The organism is Curtobacterium sp. MCPF17_047 (assembly GCF_003234045.1).
Lineage (GTDB): Bacteria > Actinomycetota > Actinomycetes > Actinomycetales > Microbacteriaceae > Curtobacterium.
In genome coordinates, this window is the sequence record NZ_QKSF01000008.1 from 50,610 (window position 1) to 69,623 (window position 19,014).

Consider the following 19,014-nt stretch of genomic DNA (forward strand, 5'->3'; position numbering starts at 1 on the left):
GTGCTCCTAGGGGACGTAGACGTCGTCGAAACGGACGTCGATCTGCTCGATGACGAGTTCGGTGTGACGGGTGAGCACGTCCACCACACGACGTCGGAGGCGGTCGGCGGTCTGCTCGGCGACCTGGCCGTAGGCGATGGCCGCGGTCAGGTCGACGGTGATCGGCGTGCCCGGGGTCGAGACGTCACCGGTCAGGGTGCACCGTCCCATCACGATCCCGCCGGTGCTGTCACCGGCGCGGCGGATGAGGTTGCGGACCGCGGCCTCGGTCAGCACGAGTCGCAGCCGCGGGTCCGGATGACTGACGGGGACGTCACGTCCGGACGTGATCTCCGCCCGGATCGTGGTGAGCAGGCCGTCGATCCAGGCGTTCTCGCGGTCGGGGTCGGCGTCGGCACGACGCTGCATGGCGTCGACCGAGAGCTCGCGGAGGCGCTGCATGTTCGACAGGGCGAGGCGGCAGGCGGCGGACGACTCGATGTCCGGGTCCCGGGGGGTCCGCCCGCGGTCCAGGTACTCCGCGAGCTCGTCGAAGGTGTGGCCGTCGAGGTCGGCGTCGGGCAGGACGTCGGCAGGCAGGGTCTGGTCGTCGTCGCTCATCGCCACGCCTCCATCTCCCGGAGCAGGAACTGCCGTGCCCGAGCGAGGAGCCCTCGGACCGTCGAGACCGGCAGCTCGAGCGCCTCGCTGATCTCCTGGTAGCTGTACCCGGCCGTCTCCCGCAACAGCCAGCAGCGACGCTGGTCGGCAGGGAGCCGGTCCAACGCAGCCCACATCGCGTCGAGCTGCAGCCGCGCCTCGACGATACGCTCCGGGCTCTGAGACGGGTCCGCGGGAGGTTCGATCTCGTCGACGTCGTCGTGGTGCCGGCGTCGGCGGAGCCGGTCGATCGCCTTCCGGGTGACGATCTGCATCATCCACGGCCGGAAGCGGGCGGGGGTGTCGAGGTCCGACAGACGGCGCCACCCGGTGAGGAACGACTCCTGCACGACGTCGTCGGACTCGACGTTCGATCCGAGCATCTGTTCGGCGTAGACGCGCATCAGCGGACCGTGACGACGGGCGAGGACGGCGAAGGCCGGTACGTCGCCGTCCACGGCGCGGACGACGAGCGTCGAGTCCTCGGCGCGGCCGAGCGGGTCATCGTCGCGCATCCTCACCTTCCGACGGTCCAGGGGTTCGTCCGTCCGGTCGACGGCCGCATCCGAGCATGCACCGTCGCCCCCGGACTCGCCCGCACGGAACGGATTCGTGACGGAATGCCCGGTCGGTCCGTCCAAGGAGGGGGCGTCCCGACAGGAAGCAGACGATGCACGACCGACCGACCACCGATCCCCGCGCCGTGACACCTGTCGGACGTGCGGGACCGGACCGCGACGAGGGCTGCCCGGGTCGTTTCGACAGCTGGCACTGCGGGCTCCCGCAGGGGCACGGCGGACTGCACGTCGCCGAAGAGCCCCAGGGTCGGACCACCTGGAACGACGCCCTGGACGGCCGCGACCTCGGCTTCCTCTGACGCCCGCTTCTCGGCCCGGCCTCAGACCGTGTCGTCCGGACATCCGCACGAGCGTCGGAGGACGAGTTCGCCGGGGAACAGTTCGTGCGCGTGGTCGCGGTCGGCCGCCAGCAGTCGCGTGACCGCGCTCCGCGCCATCTCGTCGACCGGCTGCCGGAAGGTCGTCAGACCCGGCCAGGCGTACTCGGCTTCCGAGGAGCCGTCGAAGGACGCGATCGCGACGTCCTGCGGCACCCGGACACCGCGCTCGTGGAAGGCCCGCAGCACCCCGACCGCGGTCCGGTCGGACGCGACGAAGAGGGCACGTGGTCGGTGGCCCCCGTGGTGCGCACCGGAGCCGACGCGGGCCCGGTCGTCGGCGATCCGGTGTCCGGCGGCCCGACCGCCCGGACGGGTGACCTCGGCCGCCACGAACGGCCCGGCCGGCACTCCGGCCGCCGCACAGGCCTGCAGCCACCCGATGTACCGGGGTTCGGTCGGGTCGTCCTGTCCCACGAACCCGACCGATGCGTAGCCGTGCTCGAGCAGGTGCGTCGTCGCCGCGACCGCTCCCGCGCGGAGGTCGGTGCCGAGACTCGCGACCCCGCGCTCACGGCTGGCCACGTTGAGGGCGATCCACGGCAGCCCCACGCCGTCGAGCGCCGCGCTGTCGAGCGGGGTGTCCCCCGCGAGCACCAGCACCCCGTCGATCTGGCGCGCGGCGAACTCGCGGAACCGGGCGAGCACCTCGTCCGGTCGGAACGACGTGGCCGTCGTGTACAGGGCGTACCCGCGGTCGCGGGCCGCGGCCTCCAGGGTGCTCGCGTACTCGCCGAAGAACGGGTTCGTGAAGACGGGGTCGCTGCTGCTGGGCACGAGGAAGGCGAGGGTGTCCGCGGAGCCGGAGCGGAGGGCGCGTGCCGCCTGGTTCGGTCGGTACCCGAGCTGTTCGACGGCGGCCCGCACCCGTTCCGCCGTCGCGGCGGCCACCGGTGCCGTGCCGTTCAACGTGTAGCTGACGACGGCGTCGCTCACCCCGGCGAGCCGGGCGACGTCACGTCGTGTCGCCTTCCGCGGGGCCGGCGTCCCGTTCGTCATGCCCTGCGGCTCCGCACCGAGGCCGGCCCAGGGCGGCGCACACGCGGCCACGCCGCCCGACCGGTCATGCTCCGGACAGCTCGCTCCGGACCGGCAGCGGCGACCCGACGGGCACCGGGGCGTCGCCGAAGTCCGGGATCGGCAGCCGCTCGCCGTCCTGCAGCGCGGACTGGAACGCGACGAGGCCGGGGAGCGTGTACCGGGCCGCGACCCAGGCGTTGACGGTGGGCAGCGCGCCGCCGTCGACGGCGCGGACGAAGTCGTCGACCAGGAAGCGGTGGCTGCCCTCGTGACCGTCCGGGGCGACGTCGAACTCGGACGGGAGACGCTCGGCCTCGGCCGCATGGACCTTCGCGTGCCCGGAGCTGAAGGCTTCACGGAGGGACGGCGCGATGTCCGCCAGCAGCGGGTCGTCCAGGGCGATCGCGGGCTCCGAGGCGAGCAGGTCCGAGACGTCCTGCACGCCGTCCTTGTCCTGCCAGACCGAGGTCGCCGCGAGCTGCTCGAAGCTGCCCTCGGTGCCGAACCAGCGGAACCGGCTCTCGCGGATCGGGGACGGGTAGCCGACTCGACGGAACTCGTTGATGCGCATCGAGCCCCCGCCGTCGAGCTCGAACAGGGCGGTCATGTTCGAGAAGTCGTTGTCGAACATGCTGACCTGCTTGTCGAACACCCCGTCGTCGCGGTCGTCACGCACGCCGATGCAGCTGACGCTCGTCGCGTGCCGCGGCATGGCGCCGAGGACCCCGCCGATCGCGTGCGTCGGGTACCACATCGGCGGGTAGCTGGCGGTGGCCTTCCAGTCGTCGCCGCCGCTGTACCTGTACGCGTCGTAGAACCCGAGGTCCATGTCGTGCAGGTAGTCGCCCTCGGCGTAGAACACCCGGCCGAACGCACCCTGTTCGGCCTTCTGCCGCGCGAAGACCGTCGCCGGGTTGTACTGGCTGGTCTCGCCCATCATGTAGGTCAGCCCGGTCGCGGTGACCAGGTCGATGACCTCGGCGATCTCCTCCTGCGTCACGGCCATCGGCACCGCGGAGTACACGTGCTTGCCGGCCTGCAGTGCGCGGGCGACGATCGGCCCGTGCGTCCAGCGCTGCGTGAACACGGCGACGGCGTCGACGGCGGGATCGGCGAGCATCGAGTCCAGGTCGTCGTACGTGCCGGCGAGGCCGAGGTCGTCGACCAGCCGCTGCGCGCGGCCCTCGATGACGTCGGTGGCGTACACGGCCGAGATGCCGGGGTGCAGCTGGAACAGGGCGGCGAAGTGGGACGAGAACTGGCCGGCACCGACCATGCCGAGGGTGAACGTCATGTGCTGTCCTCCTGTGCGTCGTTGCACACCGCCGGGTCCGACGGAGCGTCCAGCAAGTGTGGCGGCACGGGTTTACTCGTGTCAACTGTCATCACGGTCCCCTGCCCAGCCGGTCGGCGACGAGCCTTACCCGGGTAACACCCCTGCGACCCGCGCCCGTTCCATCACCGCGCGGATCACGTCGGTCTTCGCGTCCGCGTAGTCGTTCATGTCGTCCCACGTCCCGCTGAGCAGGGCCCGCTTCGTCTGCTCGTACAGCGCCCGGTCGTCCGGGTCGCTCCGCAGCCGCTCACGCAGCAGCAGGTGGTCGTCGACCGCCGTCGCGCCTCGCTCGTGGACGTGCACGTGCACGTCCCGCGCCGGCGTCCGTACCAGGCGGTGGCCCGGCTCACGCACCCGCAGCTCGTACCCGGCGCCCAGGAGCGGCTCGAGGTACGCGGACTCGTCGGTGACGTCCGGTACGACGACGACCAGGTCGACGATCGGTTTGGCGGCGAGGCCCGGCACCGAGGTCGACCCGATGTGCTCGACCCGCACGTCGAGCGGTCCGACCGCGCGGAGGATCCGTTCACGGTGCTCCGCGAACGTCACCGCCCAGCCCGGGTCGTGGTCGTGCAGGCCGACGCGCAGCGCCTCGGGTCCGCCCACGATCTCGACGGTGGTCACGTCACGGCGCTCGACGGTGGCCACGTCACGCCGCTCGACGTCGGTCGCGTCGCGACGGGCGGGAGGCTCGTCCCCCGACCCGGCCCCGGGTGCGGCCGTCGAGTCGCGCACCACGAGCGTCGTGGCGAGCTCGACCCGGACCGGCTCGTCCGGCGCACCACCCGCGTGCCCGTCCGTGCCCAGGCCGGCGTGCTGGCGCAGCGCCATCCGCGTGGCCCGCTCGGCCATCTCCCGCAGGGGCTGCCGGATCGTCGTCAGCGCGGGTCGGGCCCACCGTGCGGGAGCGACGTCGTCGAACCCGACGACGGACAGGTCCTCCGGCACCCGGAGCCCGAGCGACCGTGCGGCGTCGAGTACGCCGAGGGCCTGCAGGTCGTTGCCGGTGACGATCGCCGTCGGCCGGGGCACGGCGGCCAGCAGTTCACGGGCGGCACGTTCGCCGTCCTCGCGGCTGAACCGGGCGACGACGACGGACGGATCGTGTGTGCCGGACGGGTCGGGCGTGACGGAGGTGTGACGGGCCTCCAGTCCGGCTGCGGCGAGCGCCGCACGGTGCCCTGCCAACCGATCGACCGCGCAGGCCATGTCGAGCGGCCCGGCGACCGCCGCGATGCGGGTGTGCCCGAGGTCCAGCAGGTGCTGCGTCGCAGCCGCTCCCCCGGTGGTGTTGGTCGCACCGACGACGGGGACGTCGGCGGGCGGGTCGCCGACCGGGTCGACGACCGTGAACGGGATGCCGCGAGCGCGGAGCTGGTCGCGACGGCCGGCGGTGAGGGCGGAGAACTGCAGCACGATGGCCGCGGGTCGTCGGTGCAGGACGCCGGTGATCCAGTCCTGGCCGACGGCGTGGTCCGGGCCGAGCGCGGAGAGGGACAGGGCGTACCCGTGCTCCCGCGCGACGGACTCGACCCCGCGGACGATCTCGATCGACCACTCGCTGGCCAGGTCCTCCACGACGAGCTCGACGAGGGAGCCGGGACCGGGCGGGGTGTCGCGCTGGGCGTAGCCGGAGCCGGAGAGCAGGCGTTCGACGCGCTCCCGGGTGGGTTCGGAGACGCCGGGGCGGCCGTTGAGGACCTTCGACACGGTGGCCAGGGACACCGACGCCCGGCGCGCGATGGCGTCGAGCGTGGGGCGGGAGCCGGACCGTTCTGCGGGGTCGATGGACATGTGCCGAGTATCCCAGCGCCGATCGGGCGCGCGGAGCCGCGCGGCGACCCTGCGGAGGAGCGCCGGTGCCGTGACGCTGGCACGGGCGGCCTGCACGACCGCGTCGGGCTCACCGGGCAGCTCGACGGTGTGCCCCGCATCCGCCGGGGAGCGCAGCCGGAGCGCGTGCCGGGACCCGTGGCCCGAGGACTGGGGCGCGCGGACCGTCCGGCACCGCCGGGATACTGCCGGTGCACAGCCCCGTCCACCCGGGGGGCTCACGACGAACCGAGGCTGCGATGACCACCGATGCCCGCTCCGCCGGAAGCGCCGACGAGATCGACGCCGAGACCGACGCCGACACCGACACCGACACCGACACCGACACCGCGCTCGACACCGAGTCCGGAGTCGACAACGACCCGGCTGTCGACGACCACCTGGAGCAGGCCCGGCTCCGTGCGCACATCGCCGCGGTCACGATCGAGCTGATCCGGACCGGTGAGACGCTGCGACCGGACAGCGCTGCGGTGTCCGAAGCCGCCGGCGTCGATCAGGAGGTGGTGCAACGACAGTTCCCGACCTGGGAGAGCCTGGTCGCGGTCGCCGTGATGCGGTGGCACGAGGGCCGGATCGCGCCGCTGCTCGCGACGGCCGGTGGCGGCGGCGCCGTCGTGTTCCTGGAGCGCCTGATCGCGGCGAACCTGGCGGACCCGCGGATGATGCGACTGCTCGTGAGCACGCTGACGGCCGGTGCCGACGCGGCGAACCCGGCGGCGCCCTTCTACCGCAACCAGTACGCGGGGTTCCACCGGACCGTGCGCGGACTGTTCGAACAGGACGTCCTCGCCGGCCGCGAACCCGCGACCATCGATCCGAGGCGCGCGGCCGACCAGCTGCTCGCGCTCTACGAGGGACTGCAGCTCCAGGGCATGCTGCGGGACGGTCTCGACGTCCTGGCCGCGTTCCGCGACGTGACCGGACGGCTCCGTCGCGGCTGGGCGGCCGGTGTCGGCGGGGAGGCCGCCGACGGGGTCTACGACATCTGACCGCCGGACGGGAGGCGCGGCTCGGGCCCGGCCCCGGCCTCCAGCCCGACCGGGGGTTGCGCTCGGCCCCTTCGTCGCATATGTTCTCGCTGACAACAAATCCGCTCGACGACGATCGGCAGACCCCCATGGCAGTGCAGCCCACCCGCGACGACAAGTTCTCCTTCGGTCTCTGGACCGTCGGGTACAACGGCTCGGACCCCTTCGGCGGCCCGACGCGCCCCCAGCTCGACGTGGTCGAGGCGGTCGAGAAGCTCGACGAGCTCGGCGCCTACGGCCTCACCTTCCACGACGACGACCTCTTCGCGTTCGGCTCGACCGACGCCGAGCGGCAGACCCAGATCGACCGCCTCAAGGGCGCGCTCGAGTCGACCGGCCTCGTCGTCCCGATGGTGACCACGAACCTCTTCTCCGCCCCGGTCTTCAAGGACGGCGGATTCACCTCGAACGACCGCGAGGTCCGCCGCTTCGCCCTCCGCAAGGTGCTGCGCAACGTCGACCTCGCCGCCGAGCTCGGCGCCGAGACCTTCGTCATGTGGGGTGGCCGCGAGGGCGCCGAGTACGACGCCGCCAAGGACGTCCAGGCTGCGCTCGAGCGCTACCGCGAGGCCGTCAACCTCCTCGCCCAGTACGTCACCGACAAGGGCTACGGCATCAAGTTCGCCATCGAGCCGAAGCCGAACGAGCCCCGCGGCGACATCCTGCTGCCGACGCTCGGCCACGCGATCGCGTTCATCGACACCCTGGAGCGCCCGGAGCTGTTCGGCGTGAACCCCGAGGTCGGCCACGAGCAGATGGCCGGTCTGAACTTCACCGCCGGCATCGCCCAGGCGCTGTACTCGGGCAAGCTCTTCCACATCGACCTCAACGGTCAGCGCGGCATCAAGTACGACCAGGACCTCGTCTTCGGTCACGGCGACCTGCAGAACGCGTTCTCGCTCGTCGACCTGCTCGAGCACGGTGCACCGCAGGGTGGCCGCGCCTACGACGGCCCCCGTCACTTCGACTACAAGCCGTCCCGCACCGAGGACATCACGGGCGTCTGGGACTCGGCCGCCGCGAACATGCGCATGTACCTGCTCCTCAAGGAGCGTGCCCAGGCCTTCCGCACCGACCCCGAGGTGCAGGCAGCCCTCGAAGCGTCGAAGGTCACCGAGCTCGCGCAGCCGACGCTGAACGCGGGCGAGTCGTACGACGACTTCCTCGCCGACACCTCCGCCTACGAGGAGTTCGACGCCGACGCGTACTTCGGCGGCAAGGGCTTCGGCTTCGTCAAGCTGCAGCAGCTCGCCCTCGAGCACTTGATGGGCGCTCGTGGCTGAGATCGCCTCCAGCGCGACCGACCCCGGCGACGAGGACCTCCTCGTCGCCGGGGTCGACTCGTCCACGCAGTCCTGCAAGGTCGTCGTCCGCCGGGCCGGCACCGGCGAGGTCGTCCGCACCGGCCGCGCCGCGCACCCGGACGGCACCGAGGTCGACCCCGCCGCCTGGTGGGACGCCCTCGGCACCGCCGTCGCCGACGCCGGCGGTCTGGACGACGTCGCCGCGATCGGCATCGGCGGCCAGCAGCACGGCATGGTCGTGCTCGACGCCGGCGGTCGCGTGATCCGCCCGGCACTGCTGTGGAACGACGTCCGCAGCGCGGCCGCCGCCGCCGAGATGGTCGAGGAACTCGGACGGGAGGCATGGGTCGCCCGCACGGGTCTCGTCCCGGTGGCCTCGTTCACCGCCACGAAGCTCCGCTGGCTCCGCGACGCCGAGCCGGAGCACGTGGCCCGCGTGGCCGCCGTCGCGCTGCCGCACGACTGGCTGTCCTGGCGCCTCCGCGGCTACGGCCCGGCGGACGAGAGCCCGCTCGGCCCGGACCTGGACGCCCTGGCGACCGACGGTTCGGACGCCAGCGGCACCGCCTACTGGGACCCGGCACGCCGTGAGTACGACCCGGAGCTGTTCGAGCTCGCCCTGGGCCGTCCGCTGCGCGGAGCCGAGACCGGTGACGACGGCGACGCGGTGATCGTGCCGCGGGTGGTCGCGCCGTCCGAGGCGATGGGCACGCTCGAGCAGGACGTCGACCTGCCGGGCGGTGCGCGGGCCTCCCGCGGGCTCGTCGTCACGGCGGGCGCGGGCGACAACGCGGGCGCCGCACTCGGCCTCGGCCTGGCGGCGGGCGACGTCGCGGTGTCCCTCGGGACGAGCGGCACGGTGTTCGGCGTGACCGACACCGCCATCGAGGACCCGACGGGCACGGTGGCGGGCTTCGCGGACGCCACGGGCTCCCGCCTGCCGATCGTCACCACGCTGAACGCGGCGCGCGTGCTCGAGGTGATCGGCGGCTTGTTGGGCATCGACCACGCCGAACTCGGTCGCCTGGCGCTGCAGGCGCCGGCCGGTGCCGACGGGCTCGTCCTGGTGCCGTACTTCGTCGGCGAGCGCACCCCGAACCGGCCGGACGCCACCGCCTCGCTGCTCGGGATGACGCCCGGCACGACGGACCGGGCGCACCTGGCCCGCGCCGCGGTGGAGGGCATGCTCTGCGCCCTCGCCGACGGCCTGGCCGCGGTCGAGCGGACCGGTGTCACCGTGGAACGGCTGCTGCTCATCGGTGGGGCCGCGCAGAACGAGGCCGTCCGCGTGGTCGCGGCGCAGGTCTTCGGCCGCGAGGTCCTGGTGCCCGAGCCCGGCGAGTACGTCGCCGCGGGCGCTGCACGACAGGCGGCGTGGGTCGTCACCGGGGAGCTCCCCGGCTGGTCGATCCCGACGACGTCGATCCCGGCGGACCCGCACCCCGAGGTGCTCGAGCGGTACCGCGCCGCCGTCGCCTGACCGCGCCGCTTCGGCTGACCGCAGAACGCCACGTCGGCGTCGAGACGCAACGCGATCGCGTTGCGGTTCGCCGCCGACGTTGCGTTTTGCGACCGCCGTTCAGTCCCGCCGCGGCGCGGGCTTCCACCGCACGTGCGCCCGCTCCCCCTGCGGTCCGTACAGGCAGAGCACCTCGGTCACCTGGTCGGTGACATTGCCGACCCAGTGCGGGGTGTGGGTGTCGAACTCCGCGACCTCGCCCGGGCCGAGGTCGAACACCTCGTCGCCGAGCACCAGCCGGAGTCGGCCGGACAGGACGTAGAGCCACTCGTAGCCCTCGTGGGTCTTCAGCGTGGTGTCCGAGCCGTGGTCGTTCGGCTCGATGAGCTGCTTGAACGACCGCACTCCACCGGTCCGCTTCGTCAGCGGGATCACGACACGGCGACCGTGTCGCTCGGGCTTGAGGTGCACCCGCGGGTCCCCGGTCGGCGGCGCCCCGACCAGGTCGTCGAGCGGCACCTGGTACGCCCGCGCCAGCGGCAGCAGCAGTTCCAGGGTGGGCTTCCGCTGCCCGGACTCCAGCCGCGACAGGGTGCTCACCGAGATGCCGGTCCGCTCTGCGAGTGCTGCGAGGGTGACGTCCTGCCGGGTGCGGAGCGCCCGGAGTCGCGGGCCGACCGCGTCGACGACGTCAGCCGTCGTCGGTTCGGTGCGGCGCGCCTCCCGATCGAGTGTCATGCCGCCGATCTTGCCACACCGGCAACAGCACTTGCCACCCTGATCGCCGGCGACCGAAGATCGCCGCATGTCTGAACACTTCGACGTCATCGTCGTCGGCGGCGGCCCCGCCGGCCTGTCTGCCGCACTCATCCTCGGGCGCTCGCGCCGCTCCGTCCTGGTCGTCGATGCGGGCGAACCCCGCAACGCCCCTGCCGAAGGCGTCCACAACCTCCTGGGCCAGGAGGGCACCGCACCTCGCGACCTCGTCCGCATCGGCCGACAGGAGGTGGCCCGCTACGGGGTCGCCGTCACGGACGGGAGGATCGTGGCCGCGTCCGCCGCGCCGGTCACCGACGACGACCCGCTCGGGTTCCGGCTCACCCTGGACTCCGGCGAGGTCGTCGCTGCCCGCCGCGTGGTCGTGGCCGGCGGCGCGGTCGACGTGCTGCCCGACGTCCCCGGCCTCGCTGAGCAGTGGGGCCGCGGGGTCGTGCACTGCCCGTTCTGCCACGGGTGGGAGGTCCGCGACCGACGCATCGGGGTCCTCGTCACGATGGCGGCCGCCGCGCACCAGGTGCAGATGTTCCGCGCGCTGAGCGACGACGTCACGGCGTTCGTGGCGGATCCGGACCTGCTCGACGACACCGTCCTGGCCGGTTTCGCCGCTCGTGGCATCCGCGTGATCGGGTCCCCGGTCGCCCGCGTGCTCTCGGACGGCGATGCGCTGTCCGGGGTCGAGCTGGCGGACGGGACCGTCATCGGACTCGATGCCCTGGCCGCAGCGAGCCGGGTCGAGGCCCGGGTCGAGTGGGCCGCCGGACTCGGGCTGACGCCGGTCGACCAGGAGGCCAACGGCGTGCTGTTCGGCCGGGTACTCGCGGTCGAGGGGACCGGGCAGACCGAGGTCCCCGGTGTCTTCGCCGCCGGCAACGCGGCGAACGCGATGCTCACGGTGGTCGCCTCGGCCGCGGCGGAGTCACAGACCGGGGCGATGGTGCACGGCGACCTGCTGCGGGCGGACGTCGCAGCAGCGATCAGTGCCGGTGCCGGTGCCGGTGCCGGTGCCGGTGCGACACGCTGATGCTCAGCGCAGCGGGGTGAGCGTGCTCTCGAGGAGCAGGTCCTTCGCCGGCCCGCGCGCGTGCCAGCGGACGCTCCACCGGTCGGTCGTCCCGGCGAGCAGGCCCGTGTAGTCGTCGGGGGCGCAGGCGTGCTCGACCGGCACTCCCCACACCCAGTCGTGGAACGGACGACCGTCGGCGAAGGACACCCGCCATCGGCCGTCCGGACCACAGCCGTCCGGGCCGCGTCGGACCGTCAGCGTCCGCCACACCGGGGTCGTGCGGTCACCGAGGACCATCGTGCCGGTCTCGTGCCAGCGCACCGTGTCGTCGTCGACCGCTGTGAGCTCGGTCGTGCCGGTGACGGTGCCGTGCAGGTCGGCGAGCCGGTCGTGCACCCTCCGCTCGAGCGCCCACCGGCCGATCAGGTCGGTGGGCGTGAGTGCGTCCGTCACTCGAGCCGGTAGCCGGCCTGGGCAGCCAGCAGCGGAGCGAGCGTGAACAACTGCTCGCCGCCGATCGTCGCGCCACGCATGCCGTCCAGTCGCTCGAGTCGGTCGAGGTCGGCGCCGCGCAGGTCGACGTCCTCGATGCGGGTGTTCGTGCCCGCGAACTCGCGGACGGTGCTGCCCGGGAACGAGACCCGCAGCAGTCGGGCGTCGGCGATGTCGATCTCGTCGATCACGCAGTCGCGGAAGACCACGTCGGTCAGCGTCGAGGCGCGGAGGTTCACGAACCCGAGCTTCATGCCGACGAACTCGACGCTGGCCAGCGAGCTGTCGTGCAGCTCGGCGGAGCCGACACGGCCGGCGGCGATCCGGACCTCTCGCCAGGCACTGCTGACGGCACGGAGCACGGGGGCGTCGAGGACCTCGACGACGCTGTCCCGGATCCGGAAGCCGCGCAGCTCCGCGTCACCGGCACGGAGCGTCTCGATGAGGCACTCCTCGACCTCCAGGTCGGGCAGCCGTTCGCCGGACAGGTCGAGGACGCCGATGCGCTTGCCCTCGATGCGGTCGCCGGTCAGGACGTCGCCGGGCCCGGGCGTCCAGTCCTCGAGGTCCGTCGGTTCGGTGAGGGTGATGCGGGGCGCCGTGACGCCGGTCTTCCGTGCCATGCGCCCAGTCTGCCGCGGACGGCAGTCTGCCGCGGACGGCAGTCTGCCGCGGACGGCCAGCCGCCGCGGATCGCGTCAGGGTCCGGACTCGTCAGGCCTCGGGCTCCTCCGAGCGTGCGGCTGCGCGCAGGGCGTCGGCCATCCGACCGGTGAAGTCGATGAACAGTTCGAGGGACTCGGGCGCCACCGCGCCCTCGAGCACCCCGCGGTAGGCGGCTCGTACGGACCCGAGGACCGCGATCCCCGCGAGCGTGAGCTCGATCCGGACGCTGCGCCGGTCGTCGGGATTCCGGACGCGGTCGAGCAGCCCCTGTCGGGTGAGCCGGTCGAGGAGCGCGGTCACGGCACCCGTCCCCATCTCGAGGTACCCGCCGAGTTCCTTCGGCGTGCGGTCGTCGTCGATCGCACCGAGGAACTGCAACGCCCGGAGGTCGACCGGGTTCAGGCCGTGCCGGACAGCGAGGTGCTGCATGAGATGTGCGTGTTCGACCTGCGCGCCGTAGAAGGTCGCCACGGCCTCGTCGAGGAGCCTGTCGAGGTCGGCGGGCGAGGAGCGCCGAGGAGGTGCGGTCACGGGGCGAGCATAGTCGACATCCGTTCATCACGAAGATTGACAAACTCGAATTTCGAGGCGTACTGTCGTATATGCCTCGAAATTCGAGGTGTCATGATCAGGATGGACCCTCTCGAAATGCGTCGCCCCACCCGCACCCTCGCTCGCCTCGGCACCTTCGCCGTGATCCCCGCCGCACTGCTCGCCGCCGGCGTCGCCGTCTCCACGGCGAGCTACTCGGCCTTCTCGGCGACCTCCTCCGACGGTGCCGACAACTGGTCGATGGGCACGGTCGCGCTGACGAACGACGCCGCGAACGGAGCGCTGTTCTCCGCGTCGAACCTGAAGCCGGGCTCCACGGGCACGAACTGCATCGCGGTGACCTCGAGCGGCAGCCTCCCGAGCGCCGTCCGCATGTACGCGAAGGACGTCACCCAGACCAAGGCCCTGGCCTCGTCCGTGACCCTGCAGGTCAAGCAGGGCACCGGCGGCGGCTACGGCACCTGCGACGGCTTCACCGCGGCGACCGGGACCGACGGCACCCTCTACGACGGCTCGCTCGCGTCCTTCGTGTCGACCCGGAAGGACTACGCGTCCGGTCTCGGCACCTGGAAGACCGCGGGCACCAAGCCCGAGACGCGGACCTTCCAGATCACCTACACCGTCTCCCCCGACGCTCCGGCCACGCTGATGGGCGCCACCGCCAGCCTCGGCTTCACCTGGGAAGCCCAGAACCTCTAGTCCCCACCCACCACCGCACGCCCACCGGACAGGAGGATCGGGATGCGCTCGTCGTCGTGGCTCCGGTTCACGGTGGTGCTCGCCGCTCGTGGCGTCATCGCCGCGCTCGTCGGCGTCGTGTTCTGGGGCATCGCCCCGCTCGCACTCGGATGGCACACCACCACCGTGATGACGGGCTCCATGCAACCCACCCTGCTGCCCGGTGACGTCGTCGTGAGCAAGCCGGTCCCGGCCCACGACGTCCGTGCGGGTCAGGTGCTGCTCTTCCCGGACCCCGACCACGCCGGCGTGCTGCGCCTGCACCGGCTCCAGGACGTGGACGCCCACGGCGACCTCGTCACCAAGGGCGACGCGAACCCGGAGGCGGACTCGACCGCCGTCGCACGGTCGTCGGTGGTCGGCGTCGGCTACCTACGGGTCCCCCTCGTCGGGCTCCCGGTCGTCTGGGCCGCGGAGCACCGGACCGCGCCGCTCGTCGCACTGACCGCCGGGGTCCTCGTGCTCGCCGCGTTCGCCGCGGTGCCTGCCGTCCGCACCCGCACCGACGCCCCGACCGACCGGCTCCCGCGCCACGGCCGGCACCGTGCCGCACGTCCACGCCGCCCCCGCGCCCGGGCCGTCGTCGTCGCGGCGACGGTGTGTGCCGTCGTCGGGGTCGCACTGCCCGCACCAGCGGCGGCAGCGGCCTTCGCAGCGGCCACGACCACCGGGACCAGCTCGATCACCACCGCGGTCGCCACCCCGGTGACCGGGCTCACCTGCGTGAACGTCGGCAACGCCGCGGTCGACGTGGGGTGGGCCTACTCGGGGGTCGCACCCGAACGCTTCACGGTCCTGGTCGACGGGGCCGCGAGCGGGATCAGCGCCACTCCCGCCGAGCGGGACGTCACGCTCGGCGCATCGGACTTCTTCATCTGGAAGACGTCGACCATCAGCGTGCGCACCGACCTCACCGACACGTGGACGGCCGCATCGTCGTCCACCGTGCGGATCACCACGATCCGCCTGTTCGGGCTCGGCCGCACCTCCTGCGCCCGCTGACCGCACGGATCATCGGCGGTCGGCGACAGCGCCCCGCCGTGTCCGGCCCGACTCCGGTGCCGGTACGGTCCTGCGGCGGCCGGGATCCGCGGTCGACGCCACGAGTGGGCCGCCGGCGTCCAGGGGGACGCCGGTCGTCGTCGTGGCGGCCGATGCTCGGGCTCCCGGGCTCCCGAGCGCCGGCAGCTGCGTCAGTGGGACGACTCAGCGCCCGGCGTTGTAGTGGTTCGCGACCTGCGTGGCGGAGAGCACAGAGCTGTACACGGCCGCGAACCGCATCGAGCCGGCGAAGTAGTAGTTGCCGGCGCCCGGCCACCCCGTGATGGTGTCGTAGCCGACGCGGAAGTACCCGCTCGCGTTCTCGGGGGCGGTGAAGGCAGCGTTCGAGGCGACCAGGGCCCCGTCGGCGTACAGCCGCATCCCGGTCGTGGCGGACATCGTGGCGACGACGTGGTGCCATGCGCCGTCGCTGTAGGCCTTGGGCGACGTGACGACCTGCGTGGTGTTGTTGTACGAGCCGAAGACGAGCTGCCCGCTGGTGTTGAGGTACACCTGGCGGTCGTGCTGCCCGGAGACGGCGACCTGGTTGCTGCCGAAGCCGATGAGCAGTCCGCCGGCGACGGTGGTGCGGAACCAGACCTCTTCGCTGAAGGTGGTCGGGTTGCGGTACATCGTCGGGGTGGAGACGAAGCTCGAGGACCCGTCCAGCACGTACGCCCCACCGGTGTCGCGGGGGCAGGCCTTCGGGGTCGCCGTCGTCGTGGCCATCGACCCCTGGTAGGCACCGTTCGCGGCCTTGCCGGAGTCGTCGACGGCGGTTCTCGCGTTGGCAGCCTCGGCGAGTTGGTAGGTGAACAGCGCGTTGGCGTTGTCCACGTCCACCGCACTCGCACAGGTGAAGTAGCTGGCGGTGCCGGCACTGTTCGACCCGTTGGTCACCTTCGCGGTGAACGCGGACCGGGTCGGCGCGAACTGGTTGAGCACGATGACGACGGCCAGGGCGACGACCAGCAGGACGGCGACGACCTTGCCGTCATGGAGTCGACGCAGGTTCACGTCGCACGCACCGTCTCGACGCGGCCGATCGCCAGGCAGAACAGCAGCGGCAGCAGGCAGGCGGCGATGAGCGCGGCCCAGCCGATCGGGTCGAGGTCGATGTTCGACATGAGCTGGTACTGCCCGTTGTGGGTGAGCTCGTGGATGGTGACGCGGCCCACTTCGCCGTCGACCAGGTGCACGGTGTTGCCACCGACCGCGTCGATGCGGACGGGGAACATGCCCGAGGACACCACGGTCGCCTCGACGCTGCCCTTCGCCGACGTGTTCGAGATCGTCGTGACGTTGACGAACGGCTTGAGCACGAACGCGGCGTACGAGACGGTGAGCGAGCTGCCGGCGATGCGCAGGCTGCCGCGGGTGACCCGGTCGGTGAAGACGCTGGTCAGGGCCCAGATGAGGAGCGTGCCGACCAGGAGGATCGGGGCGGCCCGGAAGAGCCAGCCCAGGTGCGGGACGAGCAGGACCGGGGCGCCGACCAGGTTCTCCTGCGTGAGCGTCCACGGGTCGACCGCGCCGTTCACGTCGCCGCGGGCGTGGATGCCGCCGTCGGGGTCGATCGCGACGATGCGGTGCGTGTAGGTGACGTCGGGGTTCGCGGCGGTCCGGTAGGACACGATGTCGCCGATCCGGAGGGACGACGCCTGCACCGGCATGTCGAGGACGAGCGTGCCGACCGGGGCGGCTTCACCCATCGACGGGGTCTCGACGACGAACCAGCGGCCGCCGTTGGTGAGGAACAGGACCGCGGCAGTGAGGAGGAGCGCTGCGATCGCGGCGACCGACCAGGCGAGGACGGTTTCGGAGCGGCTGACCGCACGTCCGCCGAGGAGCGGCCGCGGGAGGGTCCCGCTGAGCGGGATGGCCGAGGTGAGGCTCATGTGCTGCTCCGTCCTGGTCGGTCGTGGTCAAGGGGAATGGCGACGCTCGACCGTAGGGGGGTCGGTCGAGCGTCGCCGGTCTGGGTGGGTCGGATCAGGCGGTGAAGGTCCAGGTCATCGGCACCGAGGCGGCGAGGCCCTGGTAGGTGTTGCCGGCCGAGGAGTCGAGGGTGACCGCGAAGTTGAAGGGGACGCTCGCACCGGCGGCGGGAGCGGTGGGCAGCGTGATCGCGGCGCCGCCCTTGAAGCTGGCGAGGGTGCCGGAGAAGACGGTGGTGGAGCCGGAGGTGACCACGAGGTTCATCTTCGCGCAGAGGTCGGTCGCGGTGCCGTTCGACGTGCCGTTGGCGCTCTGCGTGCAGGTGGCGCCCGGGGTCAGCGTGAAGGTGCTGGCGGCGGCGGTACCGGTGTTCTTGATGGTGATCGGGGTGTTGACCGTGTTGCCCGGGGTCATCGTCGTGCTGCCACCGAACTTGTTGATGGTGGAGCAGGTCGCGGCGTTGGTCGAGACCGAGCCGCCGTCGGTGCTGAGGCAGGTGACGGACGCGTTGGCGTTCTGCTCCTGCATGATCAGCGTGCCGCTGGCGGCGGTGTTGCTGCTGTTGGTGATGCTCGCGGCGAACCCGGAGAGGGTGCCGGTGAGCGAGAGGGAGAGGAGCACGGCGGCGAAGATGCCCGCGAGGAGCGCCACGGGTGCGAAACGGATGCGCTTCAGCGGGGAGGTGCGGAGCTGGTTGGACACGGGATACCTCGATGTTCGTGGATGGTCTGTTTCGCAATCTCCGTTCGGTCGATTGCTCAATGATTAAGATAGTCATCGGTTCAACAACATGGAACCGCCGCAAGGCCCCCAGAGCGGGGGGCACCGCGGACGGGAGGCGCACAGACGCCCGGTGGACGCGTGTCGGACCGGTAATCTCCCGCAACGAGAGAGATCTGGAGACCAGCCCGTGAGTGAGCAGGACGAGCACGACGCGACGGACCTGATGGCCGCGTTCGACGCCGTCGTCCGCGCCAACGCGAGCCTGGTCGCGCAACTCAGCGCCCGCGCCGGCGTGCACGAGAGTGGGCTCCGCGCCCTCGTGCTCATCAGTGACACCGGCTACTCCACCCCCACCGAGGTCGCCGGGTTCCTCGGGCTGACCTCCGGTGCGGTGACGAACATGGTCGACCGGCTGTCCACCGCGGGGCTGCTCGAGCGCACACCGAACCCGTCCGACCGGCGCGGGTCACTGCTGCGTCTGCGGCCCGCCGGCGAGGACGTCGTCGCGGACTACCGGGAGCGCTACGCCGCCATGCTCCGCGCGGTGGACTCCGGGCACCGTGGGGACCTGCACGCGGTCCTCAACGACCTGGCGACCGGCCTGTTCCAGCAGGCCGCGACCGCTGACCCCGCGACACCGGACTCCACGAGCTGAACGAACGGGCGCCGCGGTCGACGTCGACCGCGGCGCCCGTTCTCCGTCCGGAACGGTCAGATGCCCGCCGTGCTCCGGATCCACGAGGACGCCTGCGCCAGCAGGGCGTAGTTCGACCCCGCGCGGGTGTTCGCGCCCGGGTCGGCGCTGTCGCCGGTGGAGCACACGGCGACGACCTTGCCGTTGACGATGAGCGGCCCGCCCGAGTCGCCGTGGTTCGAGGCTCCCGAGACGCCCGTCACGTGCTGGGCCCGGCCTCCGAACGCGTCGGTGCTCGCCCCGGTCAGGGCCACGGACGCCTGGTACAGCCCGTCGGACTGCACGGCGTTCGCGCGCAGGCCGTAGCCCTGGATGGTGCCGGTGCCGCTCGACTTCGCTGTCGCGGCCAGGTCCAGCGGCGTGTACGAGGACAGCGCGTACGCGCTCCGCAGGTGCACCAGGGCGACGTCACCGGTGGGTGCGGCGCTGATCCGGTCGACGGCGACCGGGGTGCCGCGGTTCACCGTCGAGTTCGAGTGGTAGACGTTCATCGCACCGATGCCGTCGATGCAGTGTCGGGCGGTGAGGACCCACGACGCCGTGATCTGCTCGCCCGTGCACGAACTGGCGTAGCCCGCGGGGATCGTGCCGCCGGTCGCCTGGAGCTGGACGATCGACGACGTCGCCGGGGCCTTCTCGCCACCGACGACCCTGGTCGACGCGGTGAGCGCCGAGGCGGGGGCGGCGGCGAACAGGCCAGCGGCGATGACGGTCGCCGCGGCTGCGGCGGCGATGGACTTCTGCATGTCGACTCCTCTGTCGATGAACCACAAGACAGTTGCCTCCTGCAACTGCCTCGTATCCTCACCATCG

General features: G+C 72.2%; 21 protein-coding genes. 8 read left to right on the forward strand and 13 right to left on the reverse strand.

Features of this window, described 5'->3' with window-relative positions; genetic code table 11:
• Positions 1–6 precede the first annotated feature (6 nt).
• Together DEJ33_RS09665 and DEJ33_RS09670 are read right to left on the reverse strand one after the other, a co-directional pair.
• Positions 7–600: a hypothetical protein gene (locus tag DEJ33_RS09665; protein ID WP_146242584.1), complete on the reverse strand. Its 594-nt coding sequence runs from the start codon at positions 598–600 to the stop codon at positions 7–9.
• The gene (locus tag DEJ33_RS09670) at positions 597–1,154 is read right to left on the reverse strand and encodes an RNA polymerase sigma factor (RefSeq protein WP_111194895.1); all 558 of its coding nucleotides are present in this window, start codon (positions 1,152–1,154) and stop codon (positions 597–599) included. The genes DEJ33_RS09665 and DEJ33_RS09670 overlap by 4 nt, the downstream gene beginning before the upstream one ends.
• 155 nt (positions 1,155–1,309) lie before the next feature.
• Between DEJ33_RS09670 and DEJ33_RS09675 the strand changes: the two genes are divergently transcribed.
• The gene (locus tag DEJ33_RS09675) at positions 1,310–1,516 is read left to right on the forward strand and encodes a hypothetical protein (RefSeq protein ID WP_111194839.1); all 207 of its coding nucleotides are present in this window, start codon (positions 1,310–1,312) and stop codon (positions 1,514–1,516) included.
• A 21-nt stretch (positions 1,517–1,537) separates the two neighbouring features.
• Here the strand turns inward: DEJ33_RS09675 and DEJ33_RS09680 are convergent, their stop codons facing one another.
• From DEJ33_RS09680 to DEJ33_RS17685, 3 genes are all read right to left on the reverse strand, one after another.
• On the reverse strand, positions 1,538–2,593 hold the full coding sequence (locus DEJ33_RS09680) for a LacI family DNA-binding transcriptional regulator (RefSeq protein ID WP_146242585.1): 1,056 nt from the start codon (positions 2,591–2,593) through the stop codon (positions 1,538–1,540).
• Positions 2,594–2,657: 64 nt separating this feature from the next.
• Positions 2,658–3,908: a Gfo/Idh/MocA family protein gene (locus tag DEJ33_RS09685; protein WP_111194841.1), complete on the reverse strand. Its 1,251-nt coding sequence runs from the start codon at positions 3,906–3,908 to the stop codon at positions 2,658–2,660.
• A gap of 126 nt (positions 3,909–4,034) precedes the next feature.
• The gene (locus DEJ33_RS17685; RefSeq protein WP_111194842.1) at positions 4,035–5,744 is read right to left on the reverse strand and encodes a GrpB family protein; all 1,710 of its coding nucleotides are present in this window, start codon (positions 5,742–5,744) and stop codon (positions 4,035–4,037) included.
• Positions 5,745–6,022: 278 nt separating this feature from the next.
• Between DEJ33_RS17685 and DEJ33_RS09700 the strand changes: the two genes are divergently transcribed.
• The 3 genes from DEJ33_RS09700 (at position 6,023) to xylB (ending at position 9,595) form a co-directional block, all read left to right on the forward strand.
• Positions 6,023–6,772, forward strand: coding sequence for a TetR/AcrR family transcriptional regulator (locus tag DEJ33_RS09700; protein ID WP_181436484.1), 750 nt, complete (start codon positions 6,023–6,025; stop codon positions 6,770–6,772).
• Positions 6,773–6,900: 128 nt separating this feature from the next.
• Positions 6,901–8,094, forward strand: coding sequence for a xylose isomerase (gene xylA / locus DEJ33_RS09705; RefSeq protein ID WP_111194843.1), 1,194 nt, complete (start codon positions 6,901–6,903; stop codon positions 8,092–8,094).
• The gene (xylB, locus tag DEJ33_RS09710; RefSeq protein WP_258374549.1) at positions 8,087–9,595 is read left to right on the forward strand and encodes a xylulokinase; all 1,509 of its coding nucleotides are present in this window, start codon (positions 8,087–8,089) and stop codon (positions 9,593–9,595) included. The genes xylA and xylB overlap by 8 nt, the downstream gene beginning before the upstream one ends.
• A gap of 99 nt (positions 9,596–9,694) precedes the next feature.
• Here the strand turns inward: xylB and DEJ33_RS09715 are convergent, their stop codons facing one another.
• Positions 9,695–10,312 carry a helix-turn-helix domain-containing protein gene (locus DEJ33_RS09715; protein WP_111194844.1) on the reverse strand — a complete coding sequence of 206 codons (618 nt, stop codon included), beginning with the start codon at positions 10,310–10,312 and terminating at the stop codon, positions 9,695–9,697.
• A 67-nt stretch (positions 10,313–10,379) separates the two neighbouring features.
• Here DEJ33_RS09715 and DEJ33_RS09720 point away from each other — a divergent pair, with 67 nt between their 5' ends.
• Positions 10,380–11,375 (forward strand): NAD(P)/FAD-dependent oxidoreductase, encoded by a 996-nt coding sequence (locus tag DEJ33_RS09720; protein WP_111194845.1) that lies wholly within the window; start codon positions 10,380–10,382, stop codon positions 11,373–11,375.
• Between the two features lie 3 nt (positions 11,376–11,378).
• Here the strand turns inward: DEJ33_RS09720 and DEJ33_RS09725 are convergent, their stop codons facing one another.
• From DEJ33_RS09725 to DEJ33_RS09735, 3 genes are all read right to left on the reverse strand, one after another.
• Positions 11,379–11,810 (reverse strand): DUF6314 family protein, encoded by a 432-nt coding sequence (locus DEJ33_RS09725; protein WP_111194846.1) that lies wholly within the window; start codon positions 11,808–11,810, stop codon positions 11,379–11,381.
• Positions 11,807–12,472: a pentapeptide repeat-containing protein gene (locus DEJ33_RS09730; RefSeq protein WP_111194847.1), complete on the reverse strand. Its 666-nt coding sequence runs from the start codon at positions 12,470–12,472 to the stop codon at positions 11,807–11,809. Before DEJ33_RS09730 ends, DEJ33_RS09725 begins: the two co-directional genes overlap by 4 nt.
• A 91-nt stretch (positions 12,473–12,563) precedes the next feature.
• Entirely contained in the window at positions 12,564–13,046 is a 483-nt protein-coding gene (locus DEJ33_RS09735; RefSeq protein WP_258378141.1) for a MarR family winged helix-turn-helix transcriptional regulator, read from the reverse strand.
• A gap of 102 nt (positions 13,047–13,148) precedes the next feature.
• Between DEJ33_RS09735 and DEJ33_RS09740 the strand changes: the two genes are divergently transcribed.
• Both DEJ33_RS09740 and DEJ33_RS09745 read left to right on the forward strand, forming a co-directional pair.
• Entirely contained in the window at positions 13,149–13,766 is a 618-nt protein-coding gene (locus DEJ33_RS09740) for a hypothetical protein (RefSeq protein ID WP_258378142.1), read from the forward strand.
• A 42-nt stretch (positions 13,767–13,808) separates the two neighbouring features.
• A complete protein-coding gene (locus DEJ33_RS09745; RefSeq protein WP_111194849.1) occupies positions 13,809–14,807 on the forward strand; it encodes a signal peptidase I in 999 nt (332 codons plus the stop codon).
• 204 nt (positions 14,808–15,011) lie between these two features.
• Here DEJ33_RS09745 and DEJ33_RS09750 read toward each other — a convergent pair whose 3' ends face one another.
• The 3 genes from DEJ33_RS09750 to DEJ33_RS09760 form a co-directional block, all read right to left on the reverse strand.
• Positions 15,012–15,863: a LamG domain-containing protein gene (locus DEJ33_RS09750; RefSeq protein WP_111194850.1), complete on the reverse strand. Its 852-nt coding sequence runs from the start codon at positions 15,861–15,863 to the stop codon at positions 15,012–15,014.
• Complete coding sequence (locus DEJ33_RS09755; protein WP_111076796.1) at positions 15,860–16,744, reverse strand: S26 family signal peptidase; 885 nt, start codon at positions 16,742–16,744, stop codon at positions 15,860–15,862. Before DEJ33_RS09755 ends, DEJ33_RS09750 begins: the two co-directional genes overlap by 4 nt.
• A 94-nt stretch (positions 16,745–16,838) precedes the next feature.
• Positions 16,839–17,486 carry a hypothetical protein gene (locus tag DEJ33_RS09760; RefSeq protein ID WP_110903833.1) on the reverse strand — a complete coding sequence of 216 codons (648 nt, stop codon included), beginning with the start codon at positions 17,484–17,486 and terminating at the stop codon, positions 16,839–16,841.
• Between the two features lie 208 nt (positions 17,487–17,694).
• Here DEJ33_RS09760 and DEJ33_RS09765 point away from each other — a divergent pair, with 208 nt between their 5' ends.
• Positions 17,695–18,162 (forward strand): MarR family winged helix-turn-helix transcriptional regulator, encoded by a 468-nt coding sequence (locus DEJ33_RS09765; protein WP_146242586.1) that lies wholly within the window; start codon positions 17,695–17,697, stop codon positions 18,160–18,162.
• A 56-nt stretch (positions 18,163–18,218) separates the two neighbouring features.
• Here DEJ33_RS09765 and DEJ33_RS09770 read toward each other — a convergent pair whose 3' ends face one another.
• Entirely contained in the window at positions 18,219–18,947 is a 729-nt protein-coding gene (locus DEJ33_RS09770; RefSeq protein ID WP_111194851.1) for a trypsin-like serine protease, read from the reverse strand.
• Positions 18,948–19,014 lie beyond the last annotated feature (67 nt).

Coding starts and splice junctions, on each gene's coding strand:
- DEJ33_RS09675 (WP_111194839.1), top strand. CDS start 1,310: ATGCACGACCGACCGACCACCGATCCCCGCGCCGTGACACCTGTCGGA.
- DEJ33_RS09700 (WP_181436484.1), top strand. CDS start 6,023: ATGACCACCGATGCCCGCTCCGCCGGAAGCGCCGACGAGATCGACGCC.
- DEJ33_RS09720 (WP_111194845.1), top strand. CDS start 10,380: ATGTCTGAACACTTCGACGTCATCGTCGTCGGCGGCGGCCCCGCCGGC.
- DEJ33_RS09670 (WP_111194895.1), bottom strand. CDS start 1,154: ATGCGCGACGATGACCCGCTCGGCCGCGCCGAGGACTCGACGCTCGTC.
- DEJ33_RS09730 (WP_111194847.1), bottom strand. CDS start 12,472: ATGGCACGGAAGACCGGCGTCACGGCGCCCCGCATCACCCTCACCGAA.
- DEJ33_RS09680 (WP_146242585.1), bottom strand. CDS start 2,593: ATGACGAACGGGACGCCGGCCCCGCGGAAGGCGACACGACGTGACGTC.
- DEJ33_RS09685 (WP_111194841.1), bottom strand. CDS start 3,908: ATGACGTTCACCCTCGGCATGGTCGGTGCCGGCCAGTTCTCGTCCCAC.
- DEJ33_RS09755 (WP_111076796.1), bottom strand. CDS start 16,744: ATGAGCCTCACCTCGGCCATCCCGCTCAGCGGGACCCTCCCGCGGCCG.
- DEJ33_RS09770 (WP_111194851.1), bottom strand. CDS start 18,947: ATGCAGAAGTCCATCGCCGCCGCAGCCGCGGCGACCGTCATCGCCGCT.
- DEJ33_RS09665 (WP_146242584.1), bottom strand. CDS start 600: ATGAGCGACGACGACCAGACCCTGCCTGCCGACGTCCTGCCCGACGCC.
- DEJ33_RS09745 (WP_111194849.1), top strand. CDS start 13,809: ATGCGCTCGTCGTCGTGGCTCCGGTTCACGGTGGTGCTCGCCGCTCGT.
- DEJ33_RS17685 (WP_111194842.1), bottom strand. CDS start 5,744: ATGTCCATCGACCCCGCAGAACGGTCCGGCTCCCGCCCCACGCTCGAC.
- xylA (WP_111194843.1), top strand. CDS start 6,901: ATGGCAGTGCAGCCCACCCGCGACGACAAGTTCTCCTTCGGTCTCTGG.
- DEJ33_RS09715 (WP_111194844.1), bottom strand. CDS start 10,312: ATGACACTCGATCGGGAGGCGCGCCGCACCGAACCGACGACGGCTGAC.
- DEJ33_RS09740 (WP_258378142.1), top strand. CDS start 13,149: ATGGACCCTCTCGAAATGCGTCGCCCCACCCGCACCCTCGCTCGCCTC.